Source organism: Neoalteromonas facilis, assembly GCF_002807665.1.
Lineage (GTDB): Bacteria > Pseudomonadota > Gammaproteobacteria > Enterobacterales > Alteromonadaceae > Alteromonas_E > Alteromonas_E facilis.
Genome location: NZ_PEAY01000001.1, coordinates 709,413 through 735,027 on the forward strand (window position 1 = coordinate 709,413; position 25,615 = coordinate 735,027).

Annotated in this window: 25 protein-coding genes and 1 tRNA gene; 13 read left to right on the forward strand and 13 right to left on the reverse strand. The window is 45.2% G+C overall.

Annotated features, from left to right (window positions below; translation table 11 throughout):
* Positions 1-25: 25 nt before the first annotated feature.
* Positions 26-598, reverse strand: coding sequence for a hypothetical protein (locus CSH93_RS03210; RefSeq protein ID WP_100641766.1), 573 nt, complete (start codon positions 596-598; stop codon positions 26-28).
* Between the two features lie 202 nt (positions 599-800).
* Between CSH93_RS03210 and CSH93_RS03215 the strand changes: the two genes are divergently transcribed.
* From CSH93_RS03215 to CSH93_RS03225, 3 genes are all read left to right on the forward strand, one after another.
* A complete protein-coding gene (locus CSH93_RS03215; RefSeq protein ID WP_100641767.1) occupies positions 801-1,709 on the forward strand; it encodes an AAA family ATPase in 909 nt (302 codons plus the stop codon).
* Positions 1,710-1,817: 108 nt separating this feature from the next.
* Positions 1,818-2,714 (forward strand): DUF58 domain-containing protein, encoded by an 897-nt coding sequence (locus CSH93_RS03220; protein ID WP_100641768.1) that lies wholly within the window; start codon positions 1,818-1,820, stop codon positions 2,712-2,714.
* Entirely contained in the window at positions 2,711-4,762 is a 2,052-nt protein-coding gene (locus CSH93_RS03225; RefSeq protein ID WP_100641769.1) for a transglutaminase TgpA family protein, read from the forward strand. Before CSH93_RS03220 ends, CSH93_RS03225 begins: the two co-directional genes overlap by 4 nt.
* 99 nt (positions 4,763-4,861) lie before the next feature.
* Here the strand turns inward: CSH93_RS03225 and fusA are convergent, their stop codons facing one another.
* The 5 genes from fusA to CSH93_RS03250 all read right to left on the reverse strand — a co-directional run bounded on the left by fusA (position 4,862) and on the right by CSH93_RS03250 (position 10,122).
* Positions 4,862-6,946 (reverse strand): elongation factor G, encoded by a 2,085-nt coding sequence (fusA, locus tag CSH93_RS03230; protein WP_100641770.1) that lies wholly within the window; start codon positions 6,944-6,946, stop codon positions 4,862-4,864.
* Between the two features lie 136 nt (positions 6,947-7,082).
* On the reverse strand, positions 7,083-8,183 hold the full coding sequence (gene rlmM, locus CSH93_RS03235) for a 23S rRNA (cytidine(2498)-2'-O)-methyltransferase RlmM (RefSeq protein WP_100641771.1): 1,101 nt from the start codon (positions 8,181-8,183) through the stop codon (positions 7,083-7,085).
* Positions 8,173-8,592 carry a DUF423 domain-containing protein gene (locus CSH93_RS03240; RefSeq protein WP_100641772.1) on the reverse strand — a complete coding sequence of 140 codons (420 nt, stop codon included), beginning with the start codon at positions 8,590-8,592 and terminating at the stop codon, positions 8,173-8,175. Before CSH93_RS03240 ends, rlmM begins: the two co-directional genes overlap by 11 nt.
* A complete protein-coding gene (locus tag CSH93_RS03245; RefSeq protein ID WP_100641773.1) occupies positions 8,586-9,233 on the reverse strand; it encodes an alpha/beta family hydrolase in 648 nt (215 codons plus the stop codon). The genes CSH93_RS03240 and CSH93_RS03245 overlap by 7 nt, the downstream gene beginning before the upstream one ends.
* The gene (locus tag CSH93_RS03250) at positions 9,220-10,122 is read right to left on the reverse strand and encodes a transcriptional regulator GcvA (protein WP_100641774.1); all 903 of its coding nucleotides are present in this window, start codon (positions 10,120-10,122) and stop codon (positions 9,220-9,222) included. The genes CSH93_RS03245 and CSH93_RS03250 overlap by 14 nt, the downstream gene beginning before the upstream one ends.
* Before the next feature lie 224 nt (positions 10,123-10,346).
* Here CSH93_RS03250 and CSH93_RS03255 point away from each other — a divergent pair, with 224 nt between their 5' ends.
* Positions 10,347-10,640, forward strand: coding sequence for a hypothetical protein (locus CSH93_RS03255; RefSeq protein ID WP_100641775.1), 294 nt, complete (start codon positions 10,347-10,349; stop codon positions 10,638-10,640).
* Between the two features lie 37 nt (positions 10,641-10,677).
* Here CSH93_RS03255 and kdsA read toward each other — a convergent pair whose 3' ends face one another.
* From kdsA to hemA, 6 genes are read right to left on the reverse strand one after another with little or no spacing between them, the layout of a single operon-like run.
* Positions 10,678-11,523, reverse strand: coding sequence for a 3-deoxy-8-phosphooctulonate synthase (gene kdsA / locus CSH93_RS03260; protein WP_100641776.1), 846 nt, complete (start codon positions 11,521-11,523; stop codon positions 10,678-10,680).
* A 7-nt stretch (positions 11,524-11,530) separates the two neighbouring features.
* Positions 11,531-11,905: a SirB2 family protein gene (locus tag CSH93_RS03265; RefSeq protein WP_100641777.1), complete on the reverse strand. Its 375-nt coding sequence runs from the start codon at positions 11,903-11,905 to the stop codon at positions 11,531-11,533.
* 16 nt (positions 11,906-11,921) lie between these two features.
* Complete coding sequence (locus CSH93_RS03270) at positions 11,922-13,484, reverse strand: DUF3369 domain-containing protein (RefSeq protein WP_100641778.1); 1,563 nt, start codon at positions 13,482-13,484, stop codon at positions 11,922-11,924.
* Between the two features lie 18 nt (positions 13,485-13,502).
* The gene (gene prmC / locus CSH93_RS03275) at positions 13,503-14,351 is read right to left on the reverse strand and encodes a peptide chain release factor N(5)-glutamine methyltransferase (RefSeq protein ID WP_205663180.1); all 849 of its coding nucleotides are present in this window, start codon (positions 14,349-14,351) and stop codon (positions 13,503-13,505) included.
* Positions 14,352-14,356: 5 nt separating this feature from the next.
* A complete protein-coding gene (gene prfA, locus CSH93_RS03280; protein ID WP_100641780.1) occupies positions 14,357-15,442 on the reverse strand; it encodes a peptide chain release factor 1 in 1,086 nt (361 codons plus the stop codon).
* Positions 15,443-15,451: 9 nt separating this feature from the next.
* The gene (hemA, locus tag CSH93_RS03285) at positions 15,452-16,738 is read right to left on the reverse strand and encodes a glutamyl-tRNA reductase (protein WP_100641781.1); all 1,287 of its coding nucleotides are present in this window, start codon (positions 16,736-16,738) and stop codon (positions 15,452-15,454) included.
* A gap of 249 nt (positions 16,739-16,987) precedes the next feature.
* Here hemA and lolB point away from each other — a divergent pair, with 249 nt between their 5' ends.
* From lolB to CSH93_RS03310, 5 genes are all read left to right on the forward strand, one after another.
* Complete coding sequence (gene lolB / locus CSH93_RS03290; RefSeq protein ID WP_100641782.1) at positions 16,988-17,581, forward strand: lipoprotein insertase outer membrane protein LolB; 594 nt, start codon at positions 16,988-16,990, stop codon at positions 17,579-17,581.
* Positions 17,578-18,420: a 4-(cytidine 5'-diphospho)-2-C-methyl-D-erythritol kinase gene (ispE, locus tag CSH93_RS03295; protein ID WP_205663182.1), complete on the forward strand. Its 843-nt coding sequence runs from the start codon at positions 17,578-17,580 to the stop codon at positions 18,418-18,420. The genes lolB and ispE overlap by 4 nt, the downstream gene beginning before the upstream one ends.
* 46 nt (positions 18,421-18,466) lie before the next feature.
* Positions 18,467-18,542: transfer RNA gene (locus tag CSH93_RS03300), tRNA-Gln, on the forward strand.
* Between the two features lie 31 nt (positions 18,543-18,573).
* The gene (locus CSH93_RS03305; protein WP_100641784.1) at positions 18,574-19,521 is read left to right on the forward strand and encodes a ribose-phosphate pyrophosphokinase; all 948 of its coding nucleotides are present in this window, start codon (positions 18,574-18,576) and stop codon (positions 19,519-19,521) included.
* 248 nt (positions 19,522-19,769) lie between these two features.
* Positions 19,770-20,195, forward strand: coding sequence for a ribose-phosphate pyrophosphokinase (locus tag CSH93_RS03310; RefSeq protein ID WP_100641785.1), 426 nt, complete (start codon positions 19,770-19,772; stop codon positions 20,193-20,195).
* A gap of 56 nt (positions 20,196-20,251) precedes the next feature.
* Here the strand turns inward: CSH93_RS03310 and CSH93_RS03315 are convergent, their stop codons facing one another.
* Positions 20,252-21,667 (reverse strand): amidohydrolase family protein, encoded by a 1,416-nt coding sequence (locus CSH93_RS03315; protein WP_100641786.1) that lies wholly within the window; start codon positions 21,665-21,667, stop codon positions 20,252-20,254.
* A gap of 253 nt (positions 21,668-21,920) precedes the next feature.
* On the opposite strand from CSH93_RS03315, the gene CSH93_RS03320 reads away from it, so the two are divergent.
* The 4 genes from CSH93_RS03320 to CSH93_RS03335 all read left to right on the forward strand — a co-directional run bounded on the left by CSH93_RS03320 (position 21,921) and on the right by CSH93_RS03335 (position 25,495).
* Positions 21,921-22,559 (forward strand): 50S ribosomal protein L25/general stress protein Ctc, encoded by a 639-nt coding sequence (locus CSH93_RS03320; protein WP_100641787.1) that lies wholly within the window; start codon positions 21,921-21,923, stop codon positions 22,557-22,559.
* Between the two features lie 5 nt (positions 22,560-22,564).
* Complete coding sequence (pth, locus tag CSH93_RS03325; RefSeq protein WP_100641788.1) at positions 22,565-23,149, forward strand: aminoacyl-tRNA hydrolase; 585 nt, start codon at positions 22,565-22,567, stop codon at positions 23,147-23,149.
* Positions 23,150-23,184: 35 nt separating this feature from the next.
* Positions 23,185-24,276 (forward strand): redox-regulated ATPase YchF, encoded by a 1,092-nt coding sequence (ychF, locus tag CSH93_RS03330; protein WP_100641789.1) that lies wholly within the window; start codon positions 23,185-23,187, stop codon positions 24,274-24,276.
* Positions 24,277-24,697: 421 nt separating this feature from the next.
* Positions 24,698-25,495: a substrate-binding periplasmic protein gene (locus CSH93_RS03335; RefSeq protein ID WP_164078281.1), complete on the forward strand. Its 798-nt coding sequence runs from the start codon at positions 24,698-24,700 to the stop codon at positions 25,493-25,495.
* Positions 25,496-25,615: the final 120 nt, after the last annotated feature.

A 25,615-nucleotide genomic window follows, 5' to 3' on the forward strand; every position in this document is an offset into this window, starting at 1 on the left:
AGTTCCGTTCCTTAGTTGTGTTGTTTTATTGGGTTAAAGCATCCACGATGACATCTTGTTGTGATGGTGTGTAATTCAAGACTTCTGCTACTTGTCTTAAGATAGCCGCTTTTTTACCGGTGTTGTTATTGGTTACGACCCAAAACTGACTCTCTGGGATCGCTTTCGGGTTAGTGCTGCTACCCGTTGCGAGCAATTGCTCTTTTGACGTAGCGAAGTAATCACGCCCTTTACCACGGATTGATAATACACTTTCAAATGTTGCAGCATGATGACGATGTAGACCGCTCAGTAACTGTAAAAAACGCTCTACCACAGTTGAGCACCCCGCTAACGCAGTAGCTTCCGGCACAAACACTGCCCCATTTTCGGTTTCTGCGGGTTTGGCGACAACATCAACATTCGATTCTGCTGAAACTGCATTATCCGTGCTAGCCGTTGGCTGCGGCTCTTCACTCGCGTCGACTACAGATTGTGGTGCAGTCTCCGTATCGGGCAATAGTAGGCGTCTTAAGATGTCTGAAGCATCTTCACCGATGTATTTGGTTTGCGCAGCAATATACGCATAAAGTTCATCATCAATTGTTATTGTTTTCATGCAAATCCTTATCAAATATCGCGACTTATTATATGCCCTGAAAATTTTAAAATCATGACTATCTCTATGTCTTTGTCCTATTTTTTCATCTCAAGTAATCCAACCAAGTAATCCATGCAGTTTATACTTCGGTATTAAATGAAAACCCTGATATGGCATGAAATTTCAGCTACAGTTTTAGTACTACCGATAAGGGCATGCTATGAACAAAACTATCTCGCCAGTGATTGCGGCGTTAGAAAAGACGATAATAGGAAAACCTCAACAGATTAAATTGGCTTTATGCTGTTTACTCAGCCATGGCCATTTGCTGATTGAAGATTTACCCGGCATGGGAAAAACCACATTATCTCATGCATTAGCCAACCTATTTGGGATGGATTATTCACGTATTCAATTTACATCAGACCTACTGCCGGCTGATATGCTAGGGGCAAATGTATTTGATGTTCATAAGCAACAGTTTACCTTCCACCCTGGCCCTATTTTTAATCAGGTGGTACTAGCAGACGAAATTAACCGTGCCAGTCCCAAAACGCAAAGCGCGCTGCTAGAAGCTATGGAGGAAAGACAAGTCAGCCTTGATGGTGAAACCCACGCCTTACCGAATCCATTTTTCGTTATTGCGACACAAAACCCGATGCACCAATCAGGCACCTACCCGCTTCCTGAATCTCAACTCGATCGGTTTCTAATGCGAATAACGCTAGGGTATCCAGACTGGCAAGCGGAAAAACAAATGCTCAGAAACACTGTGAATGAAGGCATTCAAGCTGTTAGTACTGCTGCAGAATTACAAAATTGGCAGCAGCAGACAGACGCCATTCACGTTGCAGATGCTGTCATTGAGTATATTTTGCGCCTTGTAAACCACAGTCGAGATTCTGGTTTATTTGCCAACCCATTGTCTCCGAGAGCCAGTAAAGCTTTGCTAAAAGCCGCCAAAGCCTGGGCATGGATGAATGCGCGCGATCACGTGTTACCTGAAGACGTACAGAATATATTTTCTGCCGTAGCGGAGCACCGTCTGCGCACGCCAAACGCTGAAGCAGACCTATCCTATCAAGTCAGTGAAAAGCTGCTAGCAGCCGTTGACCCTATTGCAGCTTAAGCGCTATTTAGTCCGTTTGTGATTGGTTCAATCAAAAAACATTTTCACTCCCGTTTAGTCACTTGGCTAGACCGACGAATACCGGCTAAACATACGCATGAACTGAACATGAGAAGTGTGTTTATCTTCCCCAGCCGTTTTGGTTGGCTGTTCATCGTGTTGTGTATGTGCTTATTCCTATTAGGCACAAACTATCAAAATAATTTAATGCTATTGCTGTGTTTTTTATTGGTTGGCTTACTCCTCATAAACCTGCATGCCAGCTACTGGAACTTTGTGCGTTTGAACCTCAAACTAAATGCGATTAGCCCCGGATATGCTGGCGATCACGCCATACTTCGGCTTGATAGCAATGCGTCGAAGCGCACAAAGACTGCACACGGGCTCATTTATGTATCATCCTTCAATAATCAAGAGCGCCACTCGATTGATTGTGATACCGATACCACTGGCGAGATCAGCATGCAGCTGCCAACACGCGGCATATATCGCGTGCCGCGACTGACAATTGAAAGCTACTACCCGCTCGGGATATACCGCTGCTGGACACATTTGGATTTTGATCGCCATATCTTCGTCTACCCCAAGCCAGTGCCATGCCCGGTCAAATTATACAATCAAGCCAGTGACAATGATGAAGGTTCCGGATTGCAGGAAAGTGCAGGTACCGAGGATTTTGATGGGTTAAAAAGTTACGTTGTAGGCGATAGTTTGCATCGGGTTGCCTGGAAACAAGTGGCGAAGCAGCAACAATGGTTAAGTAAACAGTTTTCTTCAAATACAGCGGTTGTAGGGTGGCTCAAACTTTCTGTCGTCGATTCGGATGCGGTAGAGCTAGCACTGTCTCAGTTGGCTTTCCAAATTAATCAATGTAGCCAGAAAAATGTCTGTTTTGGGTTGCAGCTGGGCAACTATAGCATTGCACCCAGCCAAGGTGATGCGCATCGCACTGATTGCCTTAAAGCATTAGCTTGTTACCCGAATAGACCAGAGAATATCGCATGATGCTGCTTGCCAATAGCGTAACAATGTCTCCACAGCGTTTAGAGCGTAGTCTCTGCATGTTGCTGCTGGCAACGGCCTATGCACTAATCACGGCGACGCTGTTTACGCCATTGCTGATTTGGATTTCAATCCTAGCGGGTTGCGTTACGGTGATGCGTTATGTGCTGTTTTTTCGCCATGCGCATCAACCCATGTCAATGCGAAGTATCAATTTGCTCGCCGTTCTTGCGGCTATAGCGCTTGCTTGGTTTAGCCTGTCGTTGGGGCTATTGCTCACCATGGTGAACTTATTGGTCATGGCCTGCGCCTTCAAACTGATGCGAATAAATAACGACAAGGATATTCGCCAACTCGCGGCAACCCTACTCTTTTTAACCGGCTGCGGCTTTATCTTTGAACAAGGTATTGTTCACTCAATCATTTATTTCAGTATTACGCTATTAATTCTGGTTGCGCTGTTTAGTTACAATGCACCGAGTGTTCGTCTATCTAGCAATCTACGTTCGACAGGCCTGTTAGTCGGCCAAGCTTTACCAATAGCTGTATTGCTTTTTTTAGTACTGCCTCAACTTCCACCACTGTGGCAAATGCCTACAGGAAAAGGCGCTAAAACCGGTCTCTCTGACTCGGTCACAGCGGGCGATTTCGCTGAACTTAGTCAATCGACTGAGCTGGCATTTCGGGCCATTTTCCCTGACACACCGCCTTCAAACTTTTACCGCTACTGGCGTGTCATGACACTTGAAAATTTTGATGGAAAAACTTGGTCAGTCAGTCCTTCAAGGCGGCAACTGAACCAACAATATCAACAGGTGGGACACGCCTTCTCTCCGGTCCTTGAAGGCGACTTTTTTGACTATGAAATCATTGCAGAGCCAAGTCATCAACGCTGGCTGTTCAGTTTAGATATTCCTAAAGCGACCACGAGCAACGACATCAGTATCCGCCACGGACATGAATACCAACTCATCGCTTCTCGCCCTTTAGTATCACCTTTCAGTTATCAAGTTCAGTCGTATTACACAATGCCACTGAATCAAACATTAGCCAGCGTAGATTCCCGCATAAATCTACTTGTACCGAAAACTGGCAACCCTCAAACACGCGAATGGGTCGCAGAGCAACGTAAACTGTACCCAGACGACATGGCCTTTATTGAAAATATGCGTCAGTATTTTCTTGATCAGAATTTTAGGTACACCTTAAAACCACAGCCCATGCCCAATGATCCGGTTGATCGCTTTTTGTTTGATCATAAAGCGGGCTTTTGCGCCCATTATGCCAGTGCATTTGCTTATACTTTACGCTTAGCCGGAATTCCTGCGCGGATGGTGACCGGCTATCAAGGGGGTGAAGAGCTAACCCCCAATGTGATCAGCGTACATCAATATGATGCCCATGCTTGGGTTGAAGCTTGGCTGGATGAGCGCGGATGGTTACGCATTGACCCAACCGCCTGGGTATCGCCAGGGCGCATTGATTTTGGTTTAGAGCATGCAATGCGTGATGAAGGTAGTTTCCTTGAAGATTCTCCACTGTCACTAGCCCGACTAAAGAACATTGAGATGTTCAACCAAATACGCATGTGGTTTGCGCAGTTGGATTATCAATGGAGCAAATGGATCCTTGGATTTGACAGCAAACAGCAATATGATTTGTTGAAACAGCTGTTTGGCGAATTAACCGCTAGCAAATTGAGCGCTATTGGCGTGGGTGTAGTGTTATTTATTGCGTTCTTGATGCTGCTCTACATATTGCCTCAACTGCGCAACCGACCTAAAAATCCAATAGCTGATGAGTACCGCCGTAGCTGCGAATTAGTCGAGTTGTTGACGCGTGATCAGCGCAACATGCGTGGTGCAAACGATTACCTCAATGACATACGCACGCGCCTGCCACGCGATGTTCGCCAACTCTTCGCTGATATTACCTACGCCTATGTGCAGAACCAATACAAAAGTAGACAAACAGAAGACGACCGATCAGTATGCCAAGGGCTCAAACTGAAGCGCAAACGCTTAGCTCGCGCAGTCAAGAAATACGCTTAGTATCCACGCCAATTGCACAGTCGTTTGCGTTTAAACAACCATAAAAAAAGAGCCTCGAGAGGCCCTTTTTAAATTTAACACATAAACTGATTAGTCAGCTTACTTCTTCTCGTCACGTGCTTTAACTTCCTCAATTACCTTCTCTGCCACGTTTTGTGGGCAAGGCAAGTAGTGGCTGAACTCCATTGAGAACTGACCACGACCAGAAGTCATAGTACGCAAGTGACCGATATAACCGAACATTTCTGAAAGTGGTACGTCAGCTTTAATACGCACACCAGTTGCACCCGCTTCTTGGTCTTTGATCATACCGCGACGACGGTTCAAGTCACCGATTACATCACCAACGTGATCTTCTGGAGTGAACACGTCAACTTTCATGATTGGTTCAATCAATTGTGGAGATGCTTTAGGAATCGACTGACGGAATGCACCTTTCGCTGCGATTTCGAACGCAATTGCAGATGAGTCAACTGCGTGGAATCCACCGTCGTACAACTCAACTTCTACGTCTAGTACAGGGAAACCAGCAAGAACACCTTGCTCCATCATAGACTTAAAGCCTTTTTCGATTGCAGGGAAGTACTCCTTAGGAACGTTACCACCAACAACCGTTGATTCAAACTTAAAGCCACTGCCAGGCTCACCTGGGCGGATGCGGTAATCAATTTTACCGAACTGACCAGAACCACCAGACTGCTTCTTGTGCGTGTAGCTATCTTCAACTGGCTGAGTGATAGTTTCACGGTAAGCAACCTGAGGCTGACCTACGTTCAATTCAACGCCGTAAGTACGCTTCAAGATGTCTACTTTAATGTCTAAGTGAAGCTCACCCATACCTTTAAGGATGGTTTCACCTGAATCTTCGTCAGTTTCAACTTGGAAAGAAGGATCTTCTGCAACCATCTTACCAATCGCAATACCCATCTTCTCAGTTGAACCTTTATCTTTTGGCGCAACTGCGATTGAGATCACTGGCTCTGGGAATACCATCGCTTCAAGTGTACATGGGTGCTTAGGATCACATAGTGTGTGACCTGTTTGAACGTTCTTCATACCAACAACAGCTAGGATGTCACCTGCTTGCGCTGATGAAAGTTCAGTACGCTCATTAGCATGCATCTCAACCATACGGCCAATACGCTCAGTTTTACCGGTAGCTGAGTTAAGGATGGTGTCACCCTTGTTAAGCTTACCTGAGTATATACGTACGAATGTTAATGCACCGAAACGGTCGTCCATGATTTTGAACGCCAACATACGAAGTGGCTCATCAACAGATACTAGTGCGTGCTCGCCAGTCTCATTACCTTCTTCATCAGTCAAAGGTTGAGGTTCAACTTCTGTCGGGCTTGGTAGGTAATCTACAACCGCATCAAGAACGTTTTGAACACCTTTGTTTTTAAATGCTGAACCACAGAATGTTGGGAAGAAGTCTAGGTTGATTGTACCTTTACGGATACAACGCTTGATGTCTTCGATAGACGGCTCTTCGCCATCCATGTATGCCATCATTAGGTCGTCGTCTTGTTCAACCGCTGTTTCGATCAACTGTTCACGGTACTCTTCAACTTTGTCTACCATGTCAGCAGGAACATCTTGTACTTCGTAGTTTTCTGGAAGACCAGAGTCATCCCATACGTACGCTTTACGCTCTAGTACGTCAACAACACCAACGAAGTCATCTTCGATACCGATTGGCAATGTCATAACGAGTGGATTCGCACCCAATACTTTCTTAACCTGACCAACAACGCGATAGAAATCCGCGCCCATACGGTCTAGTTTGTTAACGAAGATGATACGAGCTACTTCAGATTCGTTAGCATAACGCCAGTTAGTTTCTGACTGAGGTTCAACACCACCAGAACCACAGAATACACCAACACCACCGTCTAATACTTTAAGTGAACGGTATACTTCAACAGTGAAGTCAACGTGTCCAGGAGTATCGATAATGTTGAAGCGGTGATCTTTCCAGAAACAGGTCGTTGCTGCTGACTGGATGGTAATACCACGCTCTGCTTCCTGCTCCATGAAGTCGGTTGTTGATTCACCGTCGTGTACCTCACCAGTTTTATGGATTTTACCGGTAAGTTTAAGAATACGTTCGGTCGTAGTGGTTTTTCCGGCATCAACGTGCGCGAAAATACCGATATTTCTGTATTTGGATAAGTCTGACATAGCCCTACTTCGTTATTGGTTCAAGGAAAAAAACGGCGGGGATTATATAGGATTTCTGCATGACATTTATACTTTTTTTGCACTAAAACAGAAAAAAACTTGTCTATTCGCTGTAAAACCCCGAAATGGAGCGTGTTTATTCTTTCGGCATCACGCTCAAGGTGACTTCATCGCGGTTATGATAAAGTTGCTTGCATCGGATAATAAAACGCCCTTTCAACGCCGTTTTTAATTCACTCAGAAGCCCTGAAACAGTATCAAAACGTTTTTTCATTGGCAGTTTTAGGTTAAATATGGCGGCTTGCGCATAGCCCTTGATTAACCATGACTGCATCAATTGAGCCACCCTATCCGGACGTTCAATCATATCGCACACCAATAACTGAGCACTGCCATATTGCGGTTTGTATTTGAAACCATCTGCGGCAAAGTAACTGACTTGACCTGTTTTCATCAAGGACTCAGCCATTGCGCCGTTATCAACAGCTTCAACGTGCATGCCTCGTTTAACTAGCTGATAAGTCCACCCGCCAGGGCAAGCTCCTAGATCCACCGCTCTGGCGCCTTCTCTGAACAACATTTGCTGTTGCTCCAGTGTGACTAAGTCCAAAATAGCCTCTTCTAACTTCAGCGTTGAACGGCTCGGCGCCTCATTAGGAAATTTCAAACGATGGATGCCATTGTGATAGGGACTATGTTGCTGAGGCAACGAATACCCTAGGAAGCATCGTGCGAAGTCGTCTATGAATACATGTAAACAAGGCATATCGTTACGCGCTGTTTTGCTCAGTAAGCCACGTTTACGCAAAGCTTGTCGTAACGGTACAGCAAATTTTTTGGCAAACCGCGCGACTTGCTTACCCGATTCCGTATCAGGGTATTCAACAACAGCCTGGCCAAACATAAACTTGCTTAAGTCTGTGCTTAAACCCTCGAGGTCAGCCTCTGCAATGCCATCGAGCACCGCCTCAACACGATGTTCACTGGGAAAGGGTTCGATAGTGCAAAATGAAACGAACAGTTGACGTGCAAAGATAATGTCGCTGACCGCGCATTGCTTAACAAAACGATGGGCTGAATCATCATGCAGTATAAACTGTACATATCCGTCTCCAGCCTTAGCCTGCGGATAACCATACACACCCAATTGGGCAGTCATTTGGGTCAATTCCGCCGCCAAATCATTTTCATAACCGGCTCGGCAGTAGGCAAGTAACGAGCAATATTTAGTTGTCATTGATATCCCTGTAACCACGCAATCCACACCACGTCAGGCATAGCCAGCCGGCAATAAAGGCCAAACCGCCTATGGGTGTTATCGGCCCCATAAAACGCCATTCAAACAAACTCAATGCGTACAAGCTACCGCTGAACAGTACAACACCCAATAAGAACAAGCGCGCACTGTTAATCAGCAAAGTAGCCTGCTTTTGCCAATGAGGTTGCCCTGCCAATAGCACGCACAGAATAACTGCGATGCTATGGATAAATTGATACAAGACCGCTGTTTTAATTGTATTCAATGCTGTTACGCTGATATATGCCTTAAGCCCGTGAGCCGCGAAAGCCCCCATCGCGACCGCCAGCATTGCGGCAGCTGCAGCAACAGCGAGAATTAACGCGCCTGTTTTACGTTGATTTACCATGCTGCTATCCAATCTGCGGCTTGCGCAATGTGCGCCTGCTGAGAAAAACCTGACGCTTTTCTCGGTTTAAAACTGTGATCGCCATCCGCTAACCATAACAACGACACGATATCGGGTAATACTAGTTCGGAAACCAGTGATTGATTGCCAAATGTATCCCTTTCACCCTGCACAATTAACATGGGGCAGCGCAAAGTAGATAAGTGCTCGGTGCGTAACTTTTCGGGTTTACCGGGTGGGTGGAAAGGATAACCTAACGCAATAACACCGGCTAATGAAACATTTTCCGGGAGTACAAGCTCATCGTCAGACGCCCATAGACTCGCGATACGCCCGCCCATCGATTTGCCACCAATATAAAAGGGAACGTCAGGGTCAAACGCACGACTTGAAGTCACTTCTCCTATCGCGGTGGAAAATGCATCCAGCAACACAGGTGCCCTATCGGGAGGGCGCTTTTTCCCAAGCGCCTGAGCTTTTTGCATGTAGGGGAAATCAAACAACCATGTTGTAACACCATTTTCACTGAGTTCACGGGCTATGTGTTGCATAAAATCCGATTGCATACCCGCCCCTGCACCATGGGCAAGCAATACTTGCTTATGGATTGATTTCCCTTTTGGTACGTTAAAGCATTGCATCAATTTCTTGTTCTACCTCGTTATGGATCCACTCTCTGAACGCCGCTATTTTACCCAACTCGACTTGGCTTTCTTCACACACAAGGTAAAAGCTATCCTTACTTTTTATCTTTTCAGCAAACGGTGCGACTAAGCGCCCTGCATCGATTTCAGGGCGAGCCAGAATCGTATTCCCTAGTGCTATACCTTGGCCCAATGCAGCGGCCTGTAGCACCATCATTGAGTGACTAAACATTGGCCCTTGATTTACGTTAACCCCTTTTACTGAAAACTGGCGTAAATAGTTACTCCACCCCTCACGGCTAGAATCATGCAAAAGGACGTGAAACTTTAAATCTTCTAGCACTTCAAGCGGCTTATTGCCCGTAAGCAACATAGGTGAACAGAGCGGCGTGAGGTATTCTGCATGCAACGGCTCAGCATGCAACCCCGACCAACGTCCTCGCCCATAATAAACCGCGATATCTGTATCTGCTTGCAAAAACCCTTCGTCATGATCAACCGCCTTAATGCGCACATCAATATCGGGGTTTTGTATCGAGAAACGACTGATCCTGGGTATTAACCACTGACTGGCAAAGCTAGGCGGCGTTGCCACCGTGAGAGCACCTTTAGCGCCTTTAGCCAACAATCGTTCCGTCGCATCTTGCATATGCCGAAATGCTTCACGCAACTCTAAGTAATATCCCTGCCCTTCCTCTGTAAGCAATAGGGTGCGATTTTTACGCAAAAACAATTTCATGCTCAGATAATCTTCTAATGATTTTATCTGATGGCTCACAGCGGCCTGAGTAACAAATAATTCATCAGCAGCCTTAGTAAAACTTAGGTGTCTAGCGGCGGCCTCAAACGCTTTCAGTGCGTTTAACGGAGGTAAGCGACGGTTCATAGTTGTCTCAGAAAAGGTAAACGTGAAGATTATGCTACAAAAGGATTAGTTTTTCTAATCCAAAATCTAAATTTTTGTCAATTTCGCTCCGCCAATATTTGAGTATAATTTGTTCAGGTTGTTTGATAACTCATTATTGATTAAGCATTTTTATTTTAATCAATTGTGAAAACAATCACAAATCGTTAACAAGTTTATTTAACTCAAGGTAGAGTAATTTCATCATGAAAACCCTGTTCATTGCCATCAATTTAGTCGCGACTATTGTCACTAACACTGCATTTGCATCATCATCTGTAGATGCGTCAGATGTACGCCTGTTTGAAACGCAGGATATAACGCAACAGCTAGCCGCACAAATACGTCAAAACATCAAAAATATAGAAGCACCTTATATCCAGCAAACCGTTGCCAATGCGGTTAAGCAAGAAGAGCTTGCTCACGAGCTTAACACTCGCTTATCGCTAGCTAGGCAAACATTGCCACAAAATCAATTTAAGGTAGTGATTGGCGAATAATTAGCGATTTAATGGCGATAACGATGAGTGCCAACAATTAGTTGGCACTTGTATCTAGAGCGGGAAACTGTTTAACCATTTCATCAACGGCTTTCATTTGCGCAAGATAAGGTTCAAGCTTATCTAACGGCAGTGCACAGGGTCCATCACACAACGCTTGATTGGGATCTGGATGCGCTTCAATAAATAACCCAGCAATACCCAATGCCATGCCGGAACGCGCTAACTGCGCAGCTTGAGCACGTCTGCCATCGGCTGAGTCACTTCTACCTCCAGGTCTTTGCAAGGCGTGAGTGGCGTCAAAAATAACCGGCGCATATTGCTTCATTTCATCCATGCCCAACATATCAACAATCAAATTGTTGTAACCAAAACAGCTACCACGTTCGCACAATAAGATTTTTTCATTACCGGCTTCTGCGAACTTCTTGATGATATGGCGCATTTCATGGGGCGCTAAAAATTGAGGTTTCTTCACATTGATAACAGCGCCCGTCTCAGCCATTGCGACCACCAAGTCAGTCTGACGCGCCAGAAAAGCCGGCAACTGAATGATATCAACCACTTCTGCCACAGGGGCAGCCTGATGCGGCTCATGAACATCAGTAATGATCGGCACATCAAACTGCTGTTTAATGGCTTCAAATATCTTTAGGCCTTCATCTAGCCCTGGACCTCGATAAGAGTGCACAGAAGAGCGATTGGCTTTATCAAATGAAGCTTTAAATACATAGGGAATGTTGAGCTTCTGCGTCACTTCCATATAGCGTTCAGCAATACGCAATGCCAAATCGCGGGATTCCAACACATTCATGCCACCAAATAGCACCATAGGTGCGTCATTAGCTACAGTGATACCTTTAACTTGTACGTTTTCAATCATTACAACCTCAGAAGAACAATGGTTGTTTCAGGATGGCAACCTTCGCTGTCACGGCTAAACAAATGAGTGCTGCAACAGCCGAGCCCCATTGCCCTGCTTTACTTTGTGCGCGTTTAAGCGCAAGAAAAACAAACACCACATAGGCGATAAGCCCACCTAATTTGACCGTAAGCCAGCCATTTACAATAGGATATTGACTAAGCAATACACACAGCGTAATGGCTGATACCAGAAGCACGGTATCAACGATATGCGGCACTATCTTCAACCATTTTTGCTGCAACATTGCAGCATCCATTTGTTTTAATACAAATCTGAACACAAAAAATAATACGCTTAACGCAATAGCGGTTAGATGAAGATGCTTCATCATCATGTACATAGCAAAACTCCTGAATTTAATTAAGGCATGGATGAGCGGACTGGATCTTGACGATGTCATCCACACTGGCAAGCAGTAACTCGACTAGCTCAGGATCAAAGTGTTTGCCACTTTGCGCCTGTATGTGCTCAACCACTTTTTCTAATGGCCAAGCGGGTTTATGCGGACGTTTATTGTAAAGTGCATCAAATACATCAGCCAGCGCGGTGATCCTCGCTTCCAATGAAATCTGATCCCCTTTTAAGCCATTGGGGTAGCCGGTTCCATCCCACCGCTCATGGTGCTGATAGGCTAATGTGGCCGCTAATTGGATAACCGGTCTGTCTGAGCCACTCAAAATGTCGTAACCGAACTTAGTGTGACGTTTAATGAGTTCTCTTTCTTCGCTAGAAAGCTCTTCCGGTTTTTGGATAATCGCGTGAGGGACTTTTGTACTGCCAATATCGTGCAAAGGCACTGCCATACTTAAACGTTCAATTTCTTGCTCTGAAAGTTTGGCGCTTTTACCAAGCAACTCGCAGATCAAACGAATGCGGCGTAATTGCTCACTGGTGGCTGTATCGTGTTCCATAGCCACACCCAAACGTTCTATCACCTCTTGCTGAGTATCTTCTATATCGCGAGTTGATAAGACATTTTCAAATGCAAATTGAACGTTCTGCGCAAACACATCGATGAGTAATTTATCGTTATAACTGAGCTTGCGCGGCAAACCAGATAAGTACAACAATGAACCGTGTCTGGATTTACTGTGGCAAAACGCGACTAAATGGTCTTCACCATAGATGATCTCTTTCTTTTCTAGCGCTTCTCGACAGGTCGATAACTCTTTCTCGTTAATCACATCTTGCAGCTTTTTACCTTCATAATTGGCGTATTCACCATTCCCAGCAAAGATAAATAACTCTTCAGAATCAGGGCGATTCATCGGTTGTGGTGTCGCTACTGCACTAGTGATATACGCAGCATCTTTAGAACAACCTAAGATAGAAGCCAACTGCTGCACTAAGCCTTGAATAAAGGTTTCCAATGAGCGCGCACAATATAAATCCGCAGACGCTTCAACAATTTTTTGTAATCCCGCCCGGTTTTCTTCGATGACTATAATGTCATTGAACGAACGTAATGCTGAAATGACGACGGTAAATAGTTTTTGTGCCGTTAATTCAGTCTTGGATTTGTAATCATTGATATCGTAATTGATGATGACATCTTTCTCTGGCGCTTGGCCAGGCTGCCCTGTACGCAAAATGATACGGCAGAAATGATTGTGGATTTCATCGCGAATATACTCGGCAACTTTCAAGCCAGAGTCATCTTCTTCCATCACCACATCAAGCAACACCACAGCGATGTCATTGTGCTGCTTAAATACTTCTTTTGCTTCGGCACCTGAGTAAGCGCTGATGAAACTTAATCCTTTACCGTGAAAACTGAAATCACTCAGTGCGAGTTTAGTAACCGCGTGAACTTCCGGTTCATCGTCAACGATCAGTATTGTCCATGTACCACTGTCGGTTTCAATGGGAGGCAGTTCGGGTTCATCAGGATCATCAACAAATAACAGTTCGTCATTCATGCTATATGCCTTTTATTATTATTTTTGTGGCGAAGACCAAACTCCCAGCGTAATGCGCGGGTGTTGTTGCAAGTCGTGCAGCGTTTCAACCTTTGAAAAACCAGCATCATTGAAGAACTCCTGAAGTCTCGATGCCTGTCCATACCCATGTTCTACCATTAACCAACCGCCATTAGCAAGAAACTCAGGTGCTTGGAAGATGATATTTCTCAGATCAGCGTACCCATCATCCGCTGCGGTTAATGCGCTGGTTGGTTCAAACCGCACGTCTCCTTCACTTAGATAAGGACTATCCGGCTCTACGTATGGTGGATTCGACACAATCAGATGAAAGGCTTGTCGCGGGAGTTCGTCAAACCAATGGCTCTGAATAAACGAGACATTTTTAATGCCTAATGTTGACTGGTTTTGTTGCGCCAGCCTTACAGCATCGGCGACACAGTCCAATCCGGTAACGCTCCAATGAGGTTTCTCGGCTGCCAGCGCCAGAGCTATAGCGCCCGTTCCGGTACCCAAATCACACACTAAAGCATTATCGATTGTTACGCGCTGCAATGCGGTTTCGACCAATAGTTCGGTTTCTGGCCGCGGAATAAGTGTTGAGGGTGCGACGTTTAGCTCGAAATTCCAAAACGCCCGCTTACCCGTTATGTAAGCGATAGGCTCGCCTGCTTCACGACGCTGCAGTAAAGATTCGAGTGTTTGGGCTTGTTCATCGGACAAAACCGTTTCAGGGTAGGTAAAAACAAACCTATCGTCACAGCCCATAACATGTTTTATCAGAGCACGCGCATCAACCGATGCAGACCCACTGCCAGCACTTGCTAAGCGCTGTCGCGTGCTCGCAAGTGCTTGGTCTAGGCGCATCGCCATTATTCCTCAGACAGAGAGGCCAATAGATCGGCTTGATGTTCTTGTCTTATAGGCTCTAACAAGGCATTTAAATCACCTTCGATTACGTCATCTAGCTTGTACAACGTAAGGTTTATACGGTGGTCAGTCACGCGCCCTTGTGGGAAATTGTATGTGCGAATACGCTCAGATCGGTCACCGCTTCCTACGAGACTCTTACGTGTAGAGGCCTCTTCTGCGGCGCGTTTATCCTGCTCTATTTGGTTCAGGCGCGCGTTCAGTACCGACATCGCTTTCGCTCGGTTTTTATGCTGTGAACGTTCATCCTGACACTCCACTACAACGCCCGTAGGAATGTGCGTAAGACGGATCGCAGAATCGGTTTTGTTAACGTGCTGACCACCTGCACCCGATGCACGGAAGGTATCAATACGTAGGTCAGCAGGATTAATTTCAATCGCTTCTGACTCTGGCACCTCAGGCAAAACCGCGACTGTGCACGCTGACGTATGAATACGCCCCTGAGATTCTGTTTCAGGTACTCGCTGAACTCGATGGCCACCAGACTCAAACTTCAAAATACCGTATGCACCATCGCCGGATACATTTGCGATAATTTCTTTAAACCCGCCGTGTTCACCTTCATTCGCGCTAACAATTTCCATACGCAAACCGCTCGTTTCAGCATAACGGCTGTACATACGGAACAAGTCGCCAGCGAAAATCGCAGCCTCATCGCCACCCGCGCCTGCACGTATTTCAATAAAGCAATTGTGATCATCATTCGGATCTTTAGGTAACAGCAAGATCTGTAAATCTTTTTCCAACACTTCAATTTGCGCTTTTGCAGCCTTGTATTCTTCTTGGGCCATCTCGCGCATTTCAGCATCATCCTCGCTCATCATTTCTGACGCAGAGGCTAAGTCTTCTTGCGCTTGCTGATACTCGTTAAACGCTTTGACCACCGCCTCTAATTGAGAAAACTCTTTTGATAAGGCGCGAAAACGTTCTTGGTCTGCGATAACTTCAGGTGAGCTAAGCAATGCTTGAACCTCTTCAAATCGCTCGACAAGTGAGGTTAACTTCGCTACTACAGATTCTTTCATGATGCTCTCTTAGTTTTTCTTTTCCATCGACGGCGTTTCTAACTCAAAAGCATCAGATAACGTCCGTTTCAATTCTTCATCGTTGCGTTCAATCGCTACATTCAACGCCTTTGTTGGCGCGTGCATTAAATAATTACTCAATTTATGCGCTAATTCTTGCAGTAATTTATCTGCGGCTTTTCCTTCACCCAGTTGTTGCAAAGCACTATTTAATAATTGCTCAGTTTGCAGTTGGTTTCGCTGACGGTAGGTTCTGACTAAATCAATTGAGTCTCGGCTTTGTAACCAGGCTTCATAGGCCTTTGACTGCTCCAAAATCAACTCTTCAGCCGCTTCTGCTGCATTCTGTCTGTTGGCAATATTTTGCTCAACAATGTGCTGCAAATCATCCACTGTGTACAAATACGCATTGTCTAATTCAGCGACTTCCACTTCAACATCACGCGGTACTGCCAAATCAACGATAAACATCGGCCTGTTTTTACGCGCTTTAAGCGCATGTTCAACCATGCCTTTACCAATAAGTGGCAACTGACTGGCGGTACTGGATATCACGATATCCGCCTGCGCTAAATGTGACGGTAGTTGCGCCAGCGTTAGTGCTTCTGCTGACAGTTGTTGTGCAAGCGATTCGGCTCTGGCCAGAGTTCGGTTAGCGACCATCAAGGATTTAACGCCCTGCTCTTTCAGGTGTTGTGCCACAAGCTCAATCGTCTCTCCTGCCCCAACCAAAAGCACTTTTTGCTTGTCTAAACTCGCAAAGATATGCTTAGACAACTGCACCGCAGCATAGGCCACTGAAACCGCATTATTGCCAATTTCAGTTTCTGTTCTCACCCGCTTCGCCACTGAAAACGTGTATTGAAACAAACGCTCCAGTCCATTGCCCACAACACCAGTGTGCTTCGCATCGTTAAAGGCTTGTTTGACTTGTCCTAAAATTTGCGGCTCGCCTAGCACCAACGAGTCGAGACCACTAGCGACTCGCATCATATGTTGAACAGCAGAATCATCAAAATAGGTATAGCAATGTTGCTCTAACGTACCGTCTGATAATGCATGAAAGTCTGCTAACCACTGTTGTAGTGCTTTGGCGCCGGTCTCGGCATCAGTGTCATCAGCAAGTGCATAGATCTCAGTACGATTGCAGGTTGACACAATCACGGCTTCTTTCGCTTGTTTTTTTTCTTTCAACGACAAAAGCGCCTGCACCAAACTATCAGCATTGAACGCGACTTTTTCACGTAATGCTACGGGTGCGGTTTTGTGATTAATTCCTAGAGCGATTAAGGTCATTGAATACTGATGTGACTGTAAGCCCGCGCATTGTACGAAAAAGCCAAATTGAAAGAAAGTATTAGCATGACTGGTTTACCCGATTGTTCTAATCGATTCTGCCCATCTATACGTGATTTCATTAAAAATATACGCATATTATTGGCTTGCATGGGAAAGCTAACTGCACGTATCCTAATTCTTCTCATGTAAATATTGTATGATAGTGACTAGGCCGCTTATCACTTAATCTGTTAAGGCATTGATGTAATGCATCGTATCCTATTCGTTTTATTTTTGTCGCTGATGTCACTATCGGCGTGTAAATCGCCACCTCCTCCGCCTGATGTCGTTAACGTGACAATAAACGATGAAAAGCTATCGTTGATGCACAACTGGAATTTGCGCGGTCGTTTAGCATTCAAGAGTGAGCAAGAATCGTTCAGCGCCTATGTAAGATGGCAACAACGCGGCGATGCTTACACTTTCACGTTAACCAATCTTGTCGGTGTGACCTTGCTGTCATTAACGGTGGATGAACATGAAGCAGTGCTCGAAGCCGATGGGGAAACGTATCGCCATAATGATGCAGAGGCGCTTATTTATGAAGTCAGCGGCTGGCCTATTCCCGTTACAGCAATGAAAAATTGGGTAAAAGGTACTGCACGCTCGCACGATATCGTGACGCGAGATGATAAAGGCCTGCTCGCTACCGTTGTTGTGCCATTGGCATCTGGCCCATGGCACGTCAATTACCAGCAATACACCCAAGAATCAGGCATTGTACTGCCACGCATGATGACTATCAGTCAGAGCGAAAACTTATCAATCAGATTAAAAGTGAACCAGTGGGAAGTGTTATGAAGTGGTGGCCCTCTCCTGCCAAACTCAATTTGTTTTTGCACATAACAGGGCGTCGTGCAGATGGATATCATGAACTGCAAAGTATTTTTCAAATGCTGGATTATGGTGACCGACTGGCCTTTGAGGTTATCCCGAATGATGGTCAAATAATACTCGAGACCCCCATCGACGGTGTAGCAAACGACGACAACTTAATTGTCAAAGCGGCTAAATTGCTTCAACACCATACGAATACAACGTTTGGTTGTAAGATTTGGTTGGAAAAAAATCTGCCCATGGGCGGTGGTATTGGTGGCGGTTCGTCTAACGCAGCGACAACCCTGTGCGTGCTCAACCATTTGTGGCAATGTGGTTTATCAGACAATGAACTTGCCAAGCTCGGACTCCAATTGGGCGCTGACGTACCGGTTTTTGTGCATGGCAACACGGCATTTGCATCGGGTGTGGGTGAGCAATTAACGCCAGTCAAAATACCCAGCGCATATTACCTCGTGGTTTTCCCGAACTGCCATATTTCCACGGCGGCCATTTTTGGCGCACCTGAGCTCCCACGCAATAGCGCGAAAATTGAAATTGATGACTATGATTTCGATCTCACGCGGAATGATTGCCAGGATCTGGTAATTAATCGCTATCCCAAAGTTGCAAAATTATTACAGTGGTTGATAAACTACGCACCGTCGCGAATGACGGGGACAGGAGCCTGTGTGTTTGCAACATTCGAGCAAGAAAGCGATGCGCTCGCTGTTATGCAGCAATTACCGCCGAAATGGCAGGGATTTGTTGCGAAAGGTGTCGAATGTTCGCCATTGAAACTGGCGTTAGGCAAACACTCCTAAGGAAGCATTGACGTAATGCGGGTCACTGCGAACAAAACCTAAAAATTGGGGTATAGCCAAGTTGGTAAGGCAGCGGGTTTTGATCCCGCGATTCGTTGGTTCGAGTCCAGCTACCCCAGCCACATCATGAACTTATGCACTGAGGATAGACACGTGCCAGATATGAAGCTATTTACCGGTAATGCAGTACCGGAGCTTGCCCAAAAAGTTGCCGATAGGCTTTACACCAAGCTGGGAAATGCCAGCGTCGGTCGTTTTAGCGACGGTGAGATCAGTGTTGAAATTCATGAAAACGTCCGTGGCTCGGACGTTTTTATTATCCAGTCTACGTGTGCGCCGACAAATGACAACTTGATGGAACTGATCGTAATGATTGATGCACTGCGCCGTGCATCAGCTGGACGAATCACAGCGGTTATACCGTATTTCGGCTATGCCCGTCAGGACCGTCGTGTTCGCTCTGCCCGTGTACCTATTACGGCAAAAGTGGTTGCAGACTTCCTATCAAACGTTGGCGTTGACCGTGTCTTAACGATTGATTTGCATGCAGAGCAAATCCAAGGGTTCTTCGACGTACCCGTGGATAACGCATTTGGCACTCCAATCCTATTGGATGATATGTGTCGCCGAGACTTCCATGCGCCTGTCGTAGTATCGCCTGATATCGGTGGTGTTGTACGTGCGCGTGCTACCGCGAAGCTATTAAATGATACCGACCTTGCCATTATCGACAAACGTCGTCCAAAGGCGAATGTTGCGCAAGTCATGAACATCATCGGTGACGTTAATGACCGTGATTGCATCATCGTTGACGATATGATTGATACCGGTGGTACTCTGGCGAAAGCAGCCGAAGCACTGAAAGCGCATGGCGCACGTAATGTGTATGCCTACGCAACACATGCTATTTTCTCTGGCAATGCGTGTGAAAACCTGCGTAACTCAGTGATTGATGAAATCATCGTCACCGACTCAATTCCATTGAGTCCTGAAATGCAGAAAATTAATAAAGTTAAGCAACTGACATTATCACAGATGCTGGCAGAGACGATTCGCCGTATTAGCAATGAAGAGTCAATCTCAGCTATGTTCGAGTACTAAATCGAACCCTGACAATCAGAAAAGCCGGCTTTTGCCGGCTTTTTTATTGGCTCAAGATTTACCTTTATTGACTTTACCCGCAATCCAGCAGAAACCAGCCACTCAATGAGTACACTTCGCCATGACTCTCGTATCTGAATAGTGACTGAACGCAACGATAAAAAGGAAGGCGACGTATAGTTTTCCCAATACATTTACGATACTGTGAGCAACATCACCAAACTCAATACTGTCATGTGAAGGAGTGTATGAAGTTGATGAAACATGTAAATCTAATCGCTGTATTGGCAATTGCATTGGGCATTACAGGCTGTCAAGACGAGACAGATACACACACAAACAATAGTGAAGAAACCGTAGTGGAGGCTCCTGCCAACCCTATTGATATATCTGATAAAAAAGAGGCTGACATGATCACACTAAACGGGCACATAGAGTTTAAGCCTTTTGAAGGTGGTTTCTACGCGTTTATCGGTGATGATGGCAGTAAGTGGGTTCTTCAAGGTCTGGACAAGGCCTATCACAGACACGGTTTAGCGTTAACGGTTACGGGCACGCCGATGCCAGAGATGTTAACAACAACACAATTTGGCACGGTTATGAAAGTGGATTCTATCAGTAATGTAGATGATTCATCGGTCAAACCTAAACCTGCTTCACCGCAAGAGCTCTAATCAGATCAACGATGCCTTCATTATATGGAAGGCATCGTTTGTTTTATTGAACTGTCTCAGAGCGCGGATTCAATGGCTTGCCCATTGTATTTGTACACAACCCCACCTTTCATAACCATTTTGACGTCTTGCAATAGGCTTATATAGCGTAATACATCACCTTTTACGGCAACAATATCCGCCACTTTCCCCTCGCTTACAGTACCGAATTTATCATCAACATTCATAAATACTGATGGCCAGTAGGTTGCGGCTCTTATTGCGTCCATTGCCGGTATATCCATTTCATCAACCCATACTGCCAACTCATTCCAAGTACTTTGACAATGAAACTTGGTCGGAATGCCACTGTCAGTCCCGGTAAGGAACACAACACCGGCCTCTCTAAGCTGTTCAATTTTGCGTTTCAGAGTAGGTTTTCTTAACGGCGTTAATTGCATGTACGCTAACTTGCCGGGTTGTGCTAACGATTGCTTGATATCGGCGATGGTGTCTGCTTTGAGGCCTCTATGCCAGCATGGATTATCCAAGCGCTCTGGATTTGCCACGGTTAATTGATAGTTCCAAAGCCCTTCCACCGTCGGCGTCCAATATAAAGGTCCACCGGCGACTCGACCTCGTGCTGTGCGCTCTTTTAATGCTTGCATAACATCGTCTGGATACTCAGGTGCAGTGGTTAACCCAGTATGCTCAAAATTATCGATACCCATTTCCAACCCCACACGAATTTCATCTGGGCGATGGCTATGTCCAATGACCTTCAACCCTCTGGCGTGCGCTTGGTCGATGACGGCTTGCGCCTCGTCATGGGTCATACTGTCCTGATCAACCAGCTTTATAAAATCAACACCAGCATCTGCGAGTTTATTGACTTTTGCTTTGGCATCGCTAACACCCTCAACCCCCCAACGGTAATGTGATGTGCCAGGGTAAGGTGCTTTCTGTATAAATGGACCCGAAATATATAAATTAGGGCCAGGGATCTCCCCATCTTTAATGCGTTGACGCACGATCAGCGAATCTTCCAGTGGTGCCCCCAGATCTCTCGCGCTGGTGATCCCCGCCAACAGCAATTGCACCGCTGAAGCTGGCATTATTTCTGAAGCGAGCCTATCAGTATAAAATTTACGCCAGTGTTCATAGTCAGCATGCCCGGTTAACATTAGGTGAGCATGGTTCTCCCAAAGTCCTGGCAATACGTCATGTCCTTCTGTACTGACAATCACATAGCCTTCAGGTACTGGCAAAGAATCCGTTTGACCAATGGCTTCAATAACACCTTGGTTGATTAATATGACGCTATTTGCCAATGGTTGATGACCGTAGCCGTCAATCAAGCGGCCACCCACTAACGCAACCTTCCCGCTTTGATTAGCCCTCTCCACGTCAGCAATAGCATGACCTATTGACAATATTAGGCACGTTATAACGCCTGCCGCTCTAATTACCCTGCGCACAAAATTACAGCTCATTATTGGATCCTTATTTGCGAGAAATTGCTTTTGAGTGTAGCCAAATTCCCCCAAGGTAAAAGGTTTTGCAGCATCACAATGGGTTTTTCTCGTTATTTCCTTATACGGCGTTGTGTATGGGCAATTGAAGTGTTAGAATTCGCCGCCCTTTTTTGAGGGGTGCAAGCTTGGTAAAACCATTTTGCTTGCAATAACCGTGGGATCTGGTCGCAAGATGCCACTCTTTTAAACGATTTAATTTGGAGACATTTCAATGTCTGAAGCAATTTTTAATTTGGATGCGCAAGTCCGTACTGACTTGGGGAAAGGTGCGAGCCGCCGCCTACGTCACGCGGATAAAGTTCCTGCGATCCTTTACGGTGGTGAAGAAGCGCCAGTAGCACTTACTCTTGAGCATAACAAAGTTATCCAAGCACAAGAGTTTGAAGCATTTTACTCTCACATCCTTACCTTAAACGTCGACGGTAAAGAAGTGCAAGCGCTTGTTAAAGACATGCAACGCCACCCATTCAAGCCGAAAGTAACTCACATCGATTTCCAACGTGTAATCGCTGGTGAAAAACTTCACACTAATGTTCCAATTCACTTCGTTAACGAAGAGAAGTCTGCTGCTGTTAAAGCTGGTGGTATTGCAGAACACCACGTCAACGAAATCGAAATCACATGTCTACCAAAAGACTTACCTGAGTTCATCGAAGTTGATGTTGCAGATTTAGAAATGGATCAGACGTTGCATTTATCAGACATCAAACTTCCAAAAGGTGTTGAGTCTGTAGAACTAGCTAAAAACGATGAAACTCACGACCTTGCTGTTGTGACAATCAAGAAAGCTAAGAAAGCAGCTGCTGAAGAAGAAGCTGCAAGCGACGACGAAGAGGCATCAGAGGAATAATTCCTTTGGCTGATATACGCCTTATTGTGGGCCTGGGTAATCCAGGCCCCGAATACGAAAATACCCGTCACAACGCCGGTGCATGGTTTTTGCAACGACTGGCACAAACGTATAATCAATCCCTTACCCCTGAAGCCAAGTTCTTTGGTCAAACAGCTCGCGTTACTATTGCGAATAAAGATGTACGACTACTCTACCCTAGTACCTTTATGAATCGCAGTGGGCAATCTGTGGCTGCTATGGCGAATTTCTTCAAAATCCCCGTATCATCTATATTAGTTGCATTTGACGAACTCGATTTACCGCCGGGTGTTGCCAAATACAAAGTGGGTGGTAGCTCAAGTCAAAATGGTATACGGGATATCGTCAGTAAAATGGGGAATGACAAAGATTTTTTGCGCTTGAGAATAGGTATTGGACATCCGGGGCACAAATCTAAAGTAACAGGTTTTGTTTTAGGCAAACCGACTACTGAGGAGAAACTGGCCATGGATGAGGTAATAGACGAAGCAATTCGTTGTACGGAATTATTATTAGCGCAAGACTTAACCGCTGCGCAACAACGACTTCACTCTTTTAAAGCCGGTTAATAGCTCGGCGCAGATAATGTTTACAGGAAACAACTATGGGTTTTAAATGTGGTATTGTTGGCTTGCCAAATGTTGGTAAATCGACCCTCTTCAATGCACTGACTAAAGCTGGTATCGAAGCGGCAAACTTTCCGTTTTGTACCATTGAACCCAATACGGGTGTGGTACCTGTACCTGATGAGCGCTTAACTGCGCTAGCCGAAATTGTGAAACCACAACGCGTTATACCCACCACGATGGAATTTGTTGATATCGCAGGATTGGTAGAAGGCGCATCAAAAGGCGAAGGTTTGGGGAATAAATTCCTTGCCAACATTCGTGAGACTGATGCGATAGGCCATGTTGTTCGTTGTTTCGATGATGAGAATATTGTCCACGTTGCTGGCAAAGTAAGCCCTAAAGATGACATTGATGTTATCAACACTGAATTGGCCTTGGCTGATTTAGAAACCACCGAAAAAGCGCTTATCCGCGTAGCCAAAAGAGCTAAAGGTGGAGACGCAGATGCCAAGTACGAATTAAAAGTATTGGAAAAAATAAAGCCACATCTGGATGAAGGCTTATTGCTACGTTCTCTTGAACTTAGCAAAGAAGAATTAGCGGCGATCAGCTACATGAACATGCTGACGTTAAAGCCAACCATGTATATTGCGAATGTTAACGAAGATGGCTTTGACAACAATCCTTATCTCGATCAGGTAAGAGCCATTGCGGAAACTGAAAATGCGGTAGTCGTTGCTGTTTGTGCTGCAATTGAATCAGAAATTGCAGAACTTGATGAAGAAGAAAAAGTAGAGTTTTTAGACGAAATGGGCCTTGAAGAGCCTGGTCTAAACCGCGTTATCCGTGCAGGTTACAGCCTTTTAACACTGCAAACTTATTTCACCGCAGGTGTTAAAGAAGTTAGAGCATGGACCTTCCCTGAAGGGTCAACTGCTCCACAGGCTGCCGGTAAAATCCATACTGATTTTGAAAAAGGCTTTATCCGTGCAGAAATCATTGGTTTTGATCACTTTATCGAATTCAAGGGTGAACAAGGTGCAAAAGATGCCGGGAAATGGCGCCTAGAAGGTAAAGATTATATTGTTAAAGACGGTGACGTTATCCACTTCAGATTTAACGTCTAGCCCTTCCGTTAATCAGTTGGGAACCCATAGCGGAACCCACTATTAAAAACACCCAAAGCCCCATTCTATATCACTTTAAAATGGGGCGTTTTGGTGCTGCTGGATAAACTATCCCACAATAAATTGAGCGTTATTAACGTACATCGAGATTACCATGGGTCATACTATCGCCTCTTTAACAAGATGCATCGCTGACTGCTCCACAACACTTTGCCAACTCACCATGACAGCAATAAAAACTAGTCACTGCAACCTAAAACGTTGATAAAGTGACCACCCAAATCACGTCTACACATTGACATTGACCACCATCAAATCAAAACAACAAAATGGCCTCTACAGTTAATTTTCTTATGACAAAAAAAGTAATATTCGTTAGTATAAAAATCATACAAGGTTCCGCTCAAACAGGATGTCTAGGTTGCTTAAGCTTCGTGTGTTATGCGTCGTATTTTTAATCTTTTACACAGGCATTGCTTATGCCAAGGATGAAGTGACGGTCACTGTTTTTGAAGACCATGCTCGTTATGTCTCAGCGTCCAGCTCATATGGACTATCGTGGCTGTTGCTGGAAGCCGCAGCTGAAAAAGCCAATATTGAGTTAGTCGTTATTCCCTCGTCATGGAATGCCTCGATGAAGCGACTACAGTCAGGTAAAGTCGATCTCGTCTTCGCGGCACTAAAGACCAAAGAACGAGAAAAATGGGCGACGTTTTCACTCCCTTTGATCGCAGAGGGCTCTGCGATATTCACTCACCCTAAAAACAGCGTTAATCACTTTGATGAGATTGATTTACAAAACAGTACGATCGGCGTACCAGCAAAATCAATCCATGAGGAGCTGTCGCGCGAACTGGGGTTTGAAAATATTTACCCCACAGCCCAGCGTCCACAGCTATATGACATGCTAGATGCTGGACGAATCGATTACTTATTTTTAGGTGAGAGCATTATTGATTACTATTGTTTGTTCGTAGATGGTGCCCAAAACCGAGACTGCATGAAAAAAATTGAACCGATTTTTCATGCCGATAGTGTGCATACGATAGTGTTAAAAACAAACAAAGAGGCTCAGGTTTACCTCAATCGCTTAAACCAGTCTTTATTTAACATGCGTGATGCTAAAAATATCAAGGCCTTGTTTAATAAATACCCCGACGCTCATGAAACTCACGCTCAGTGGGTTGCTAAAATTGAGGCCGTGAAGTCCACACTTTAATCGCTCTTTTGATAACTCTCTCCTGCGCTTTTAACGAATTAGTCATTACATACACAAGGAAATTGACTAGATAATGCGCAATCAGCAATATCGCGAAGATATATCGCTAAAAAGGGGTTG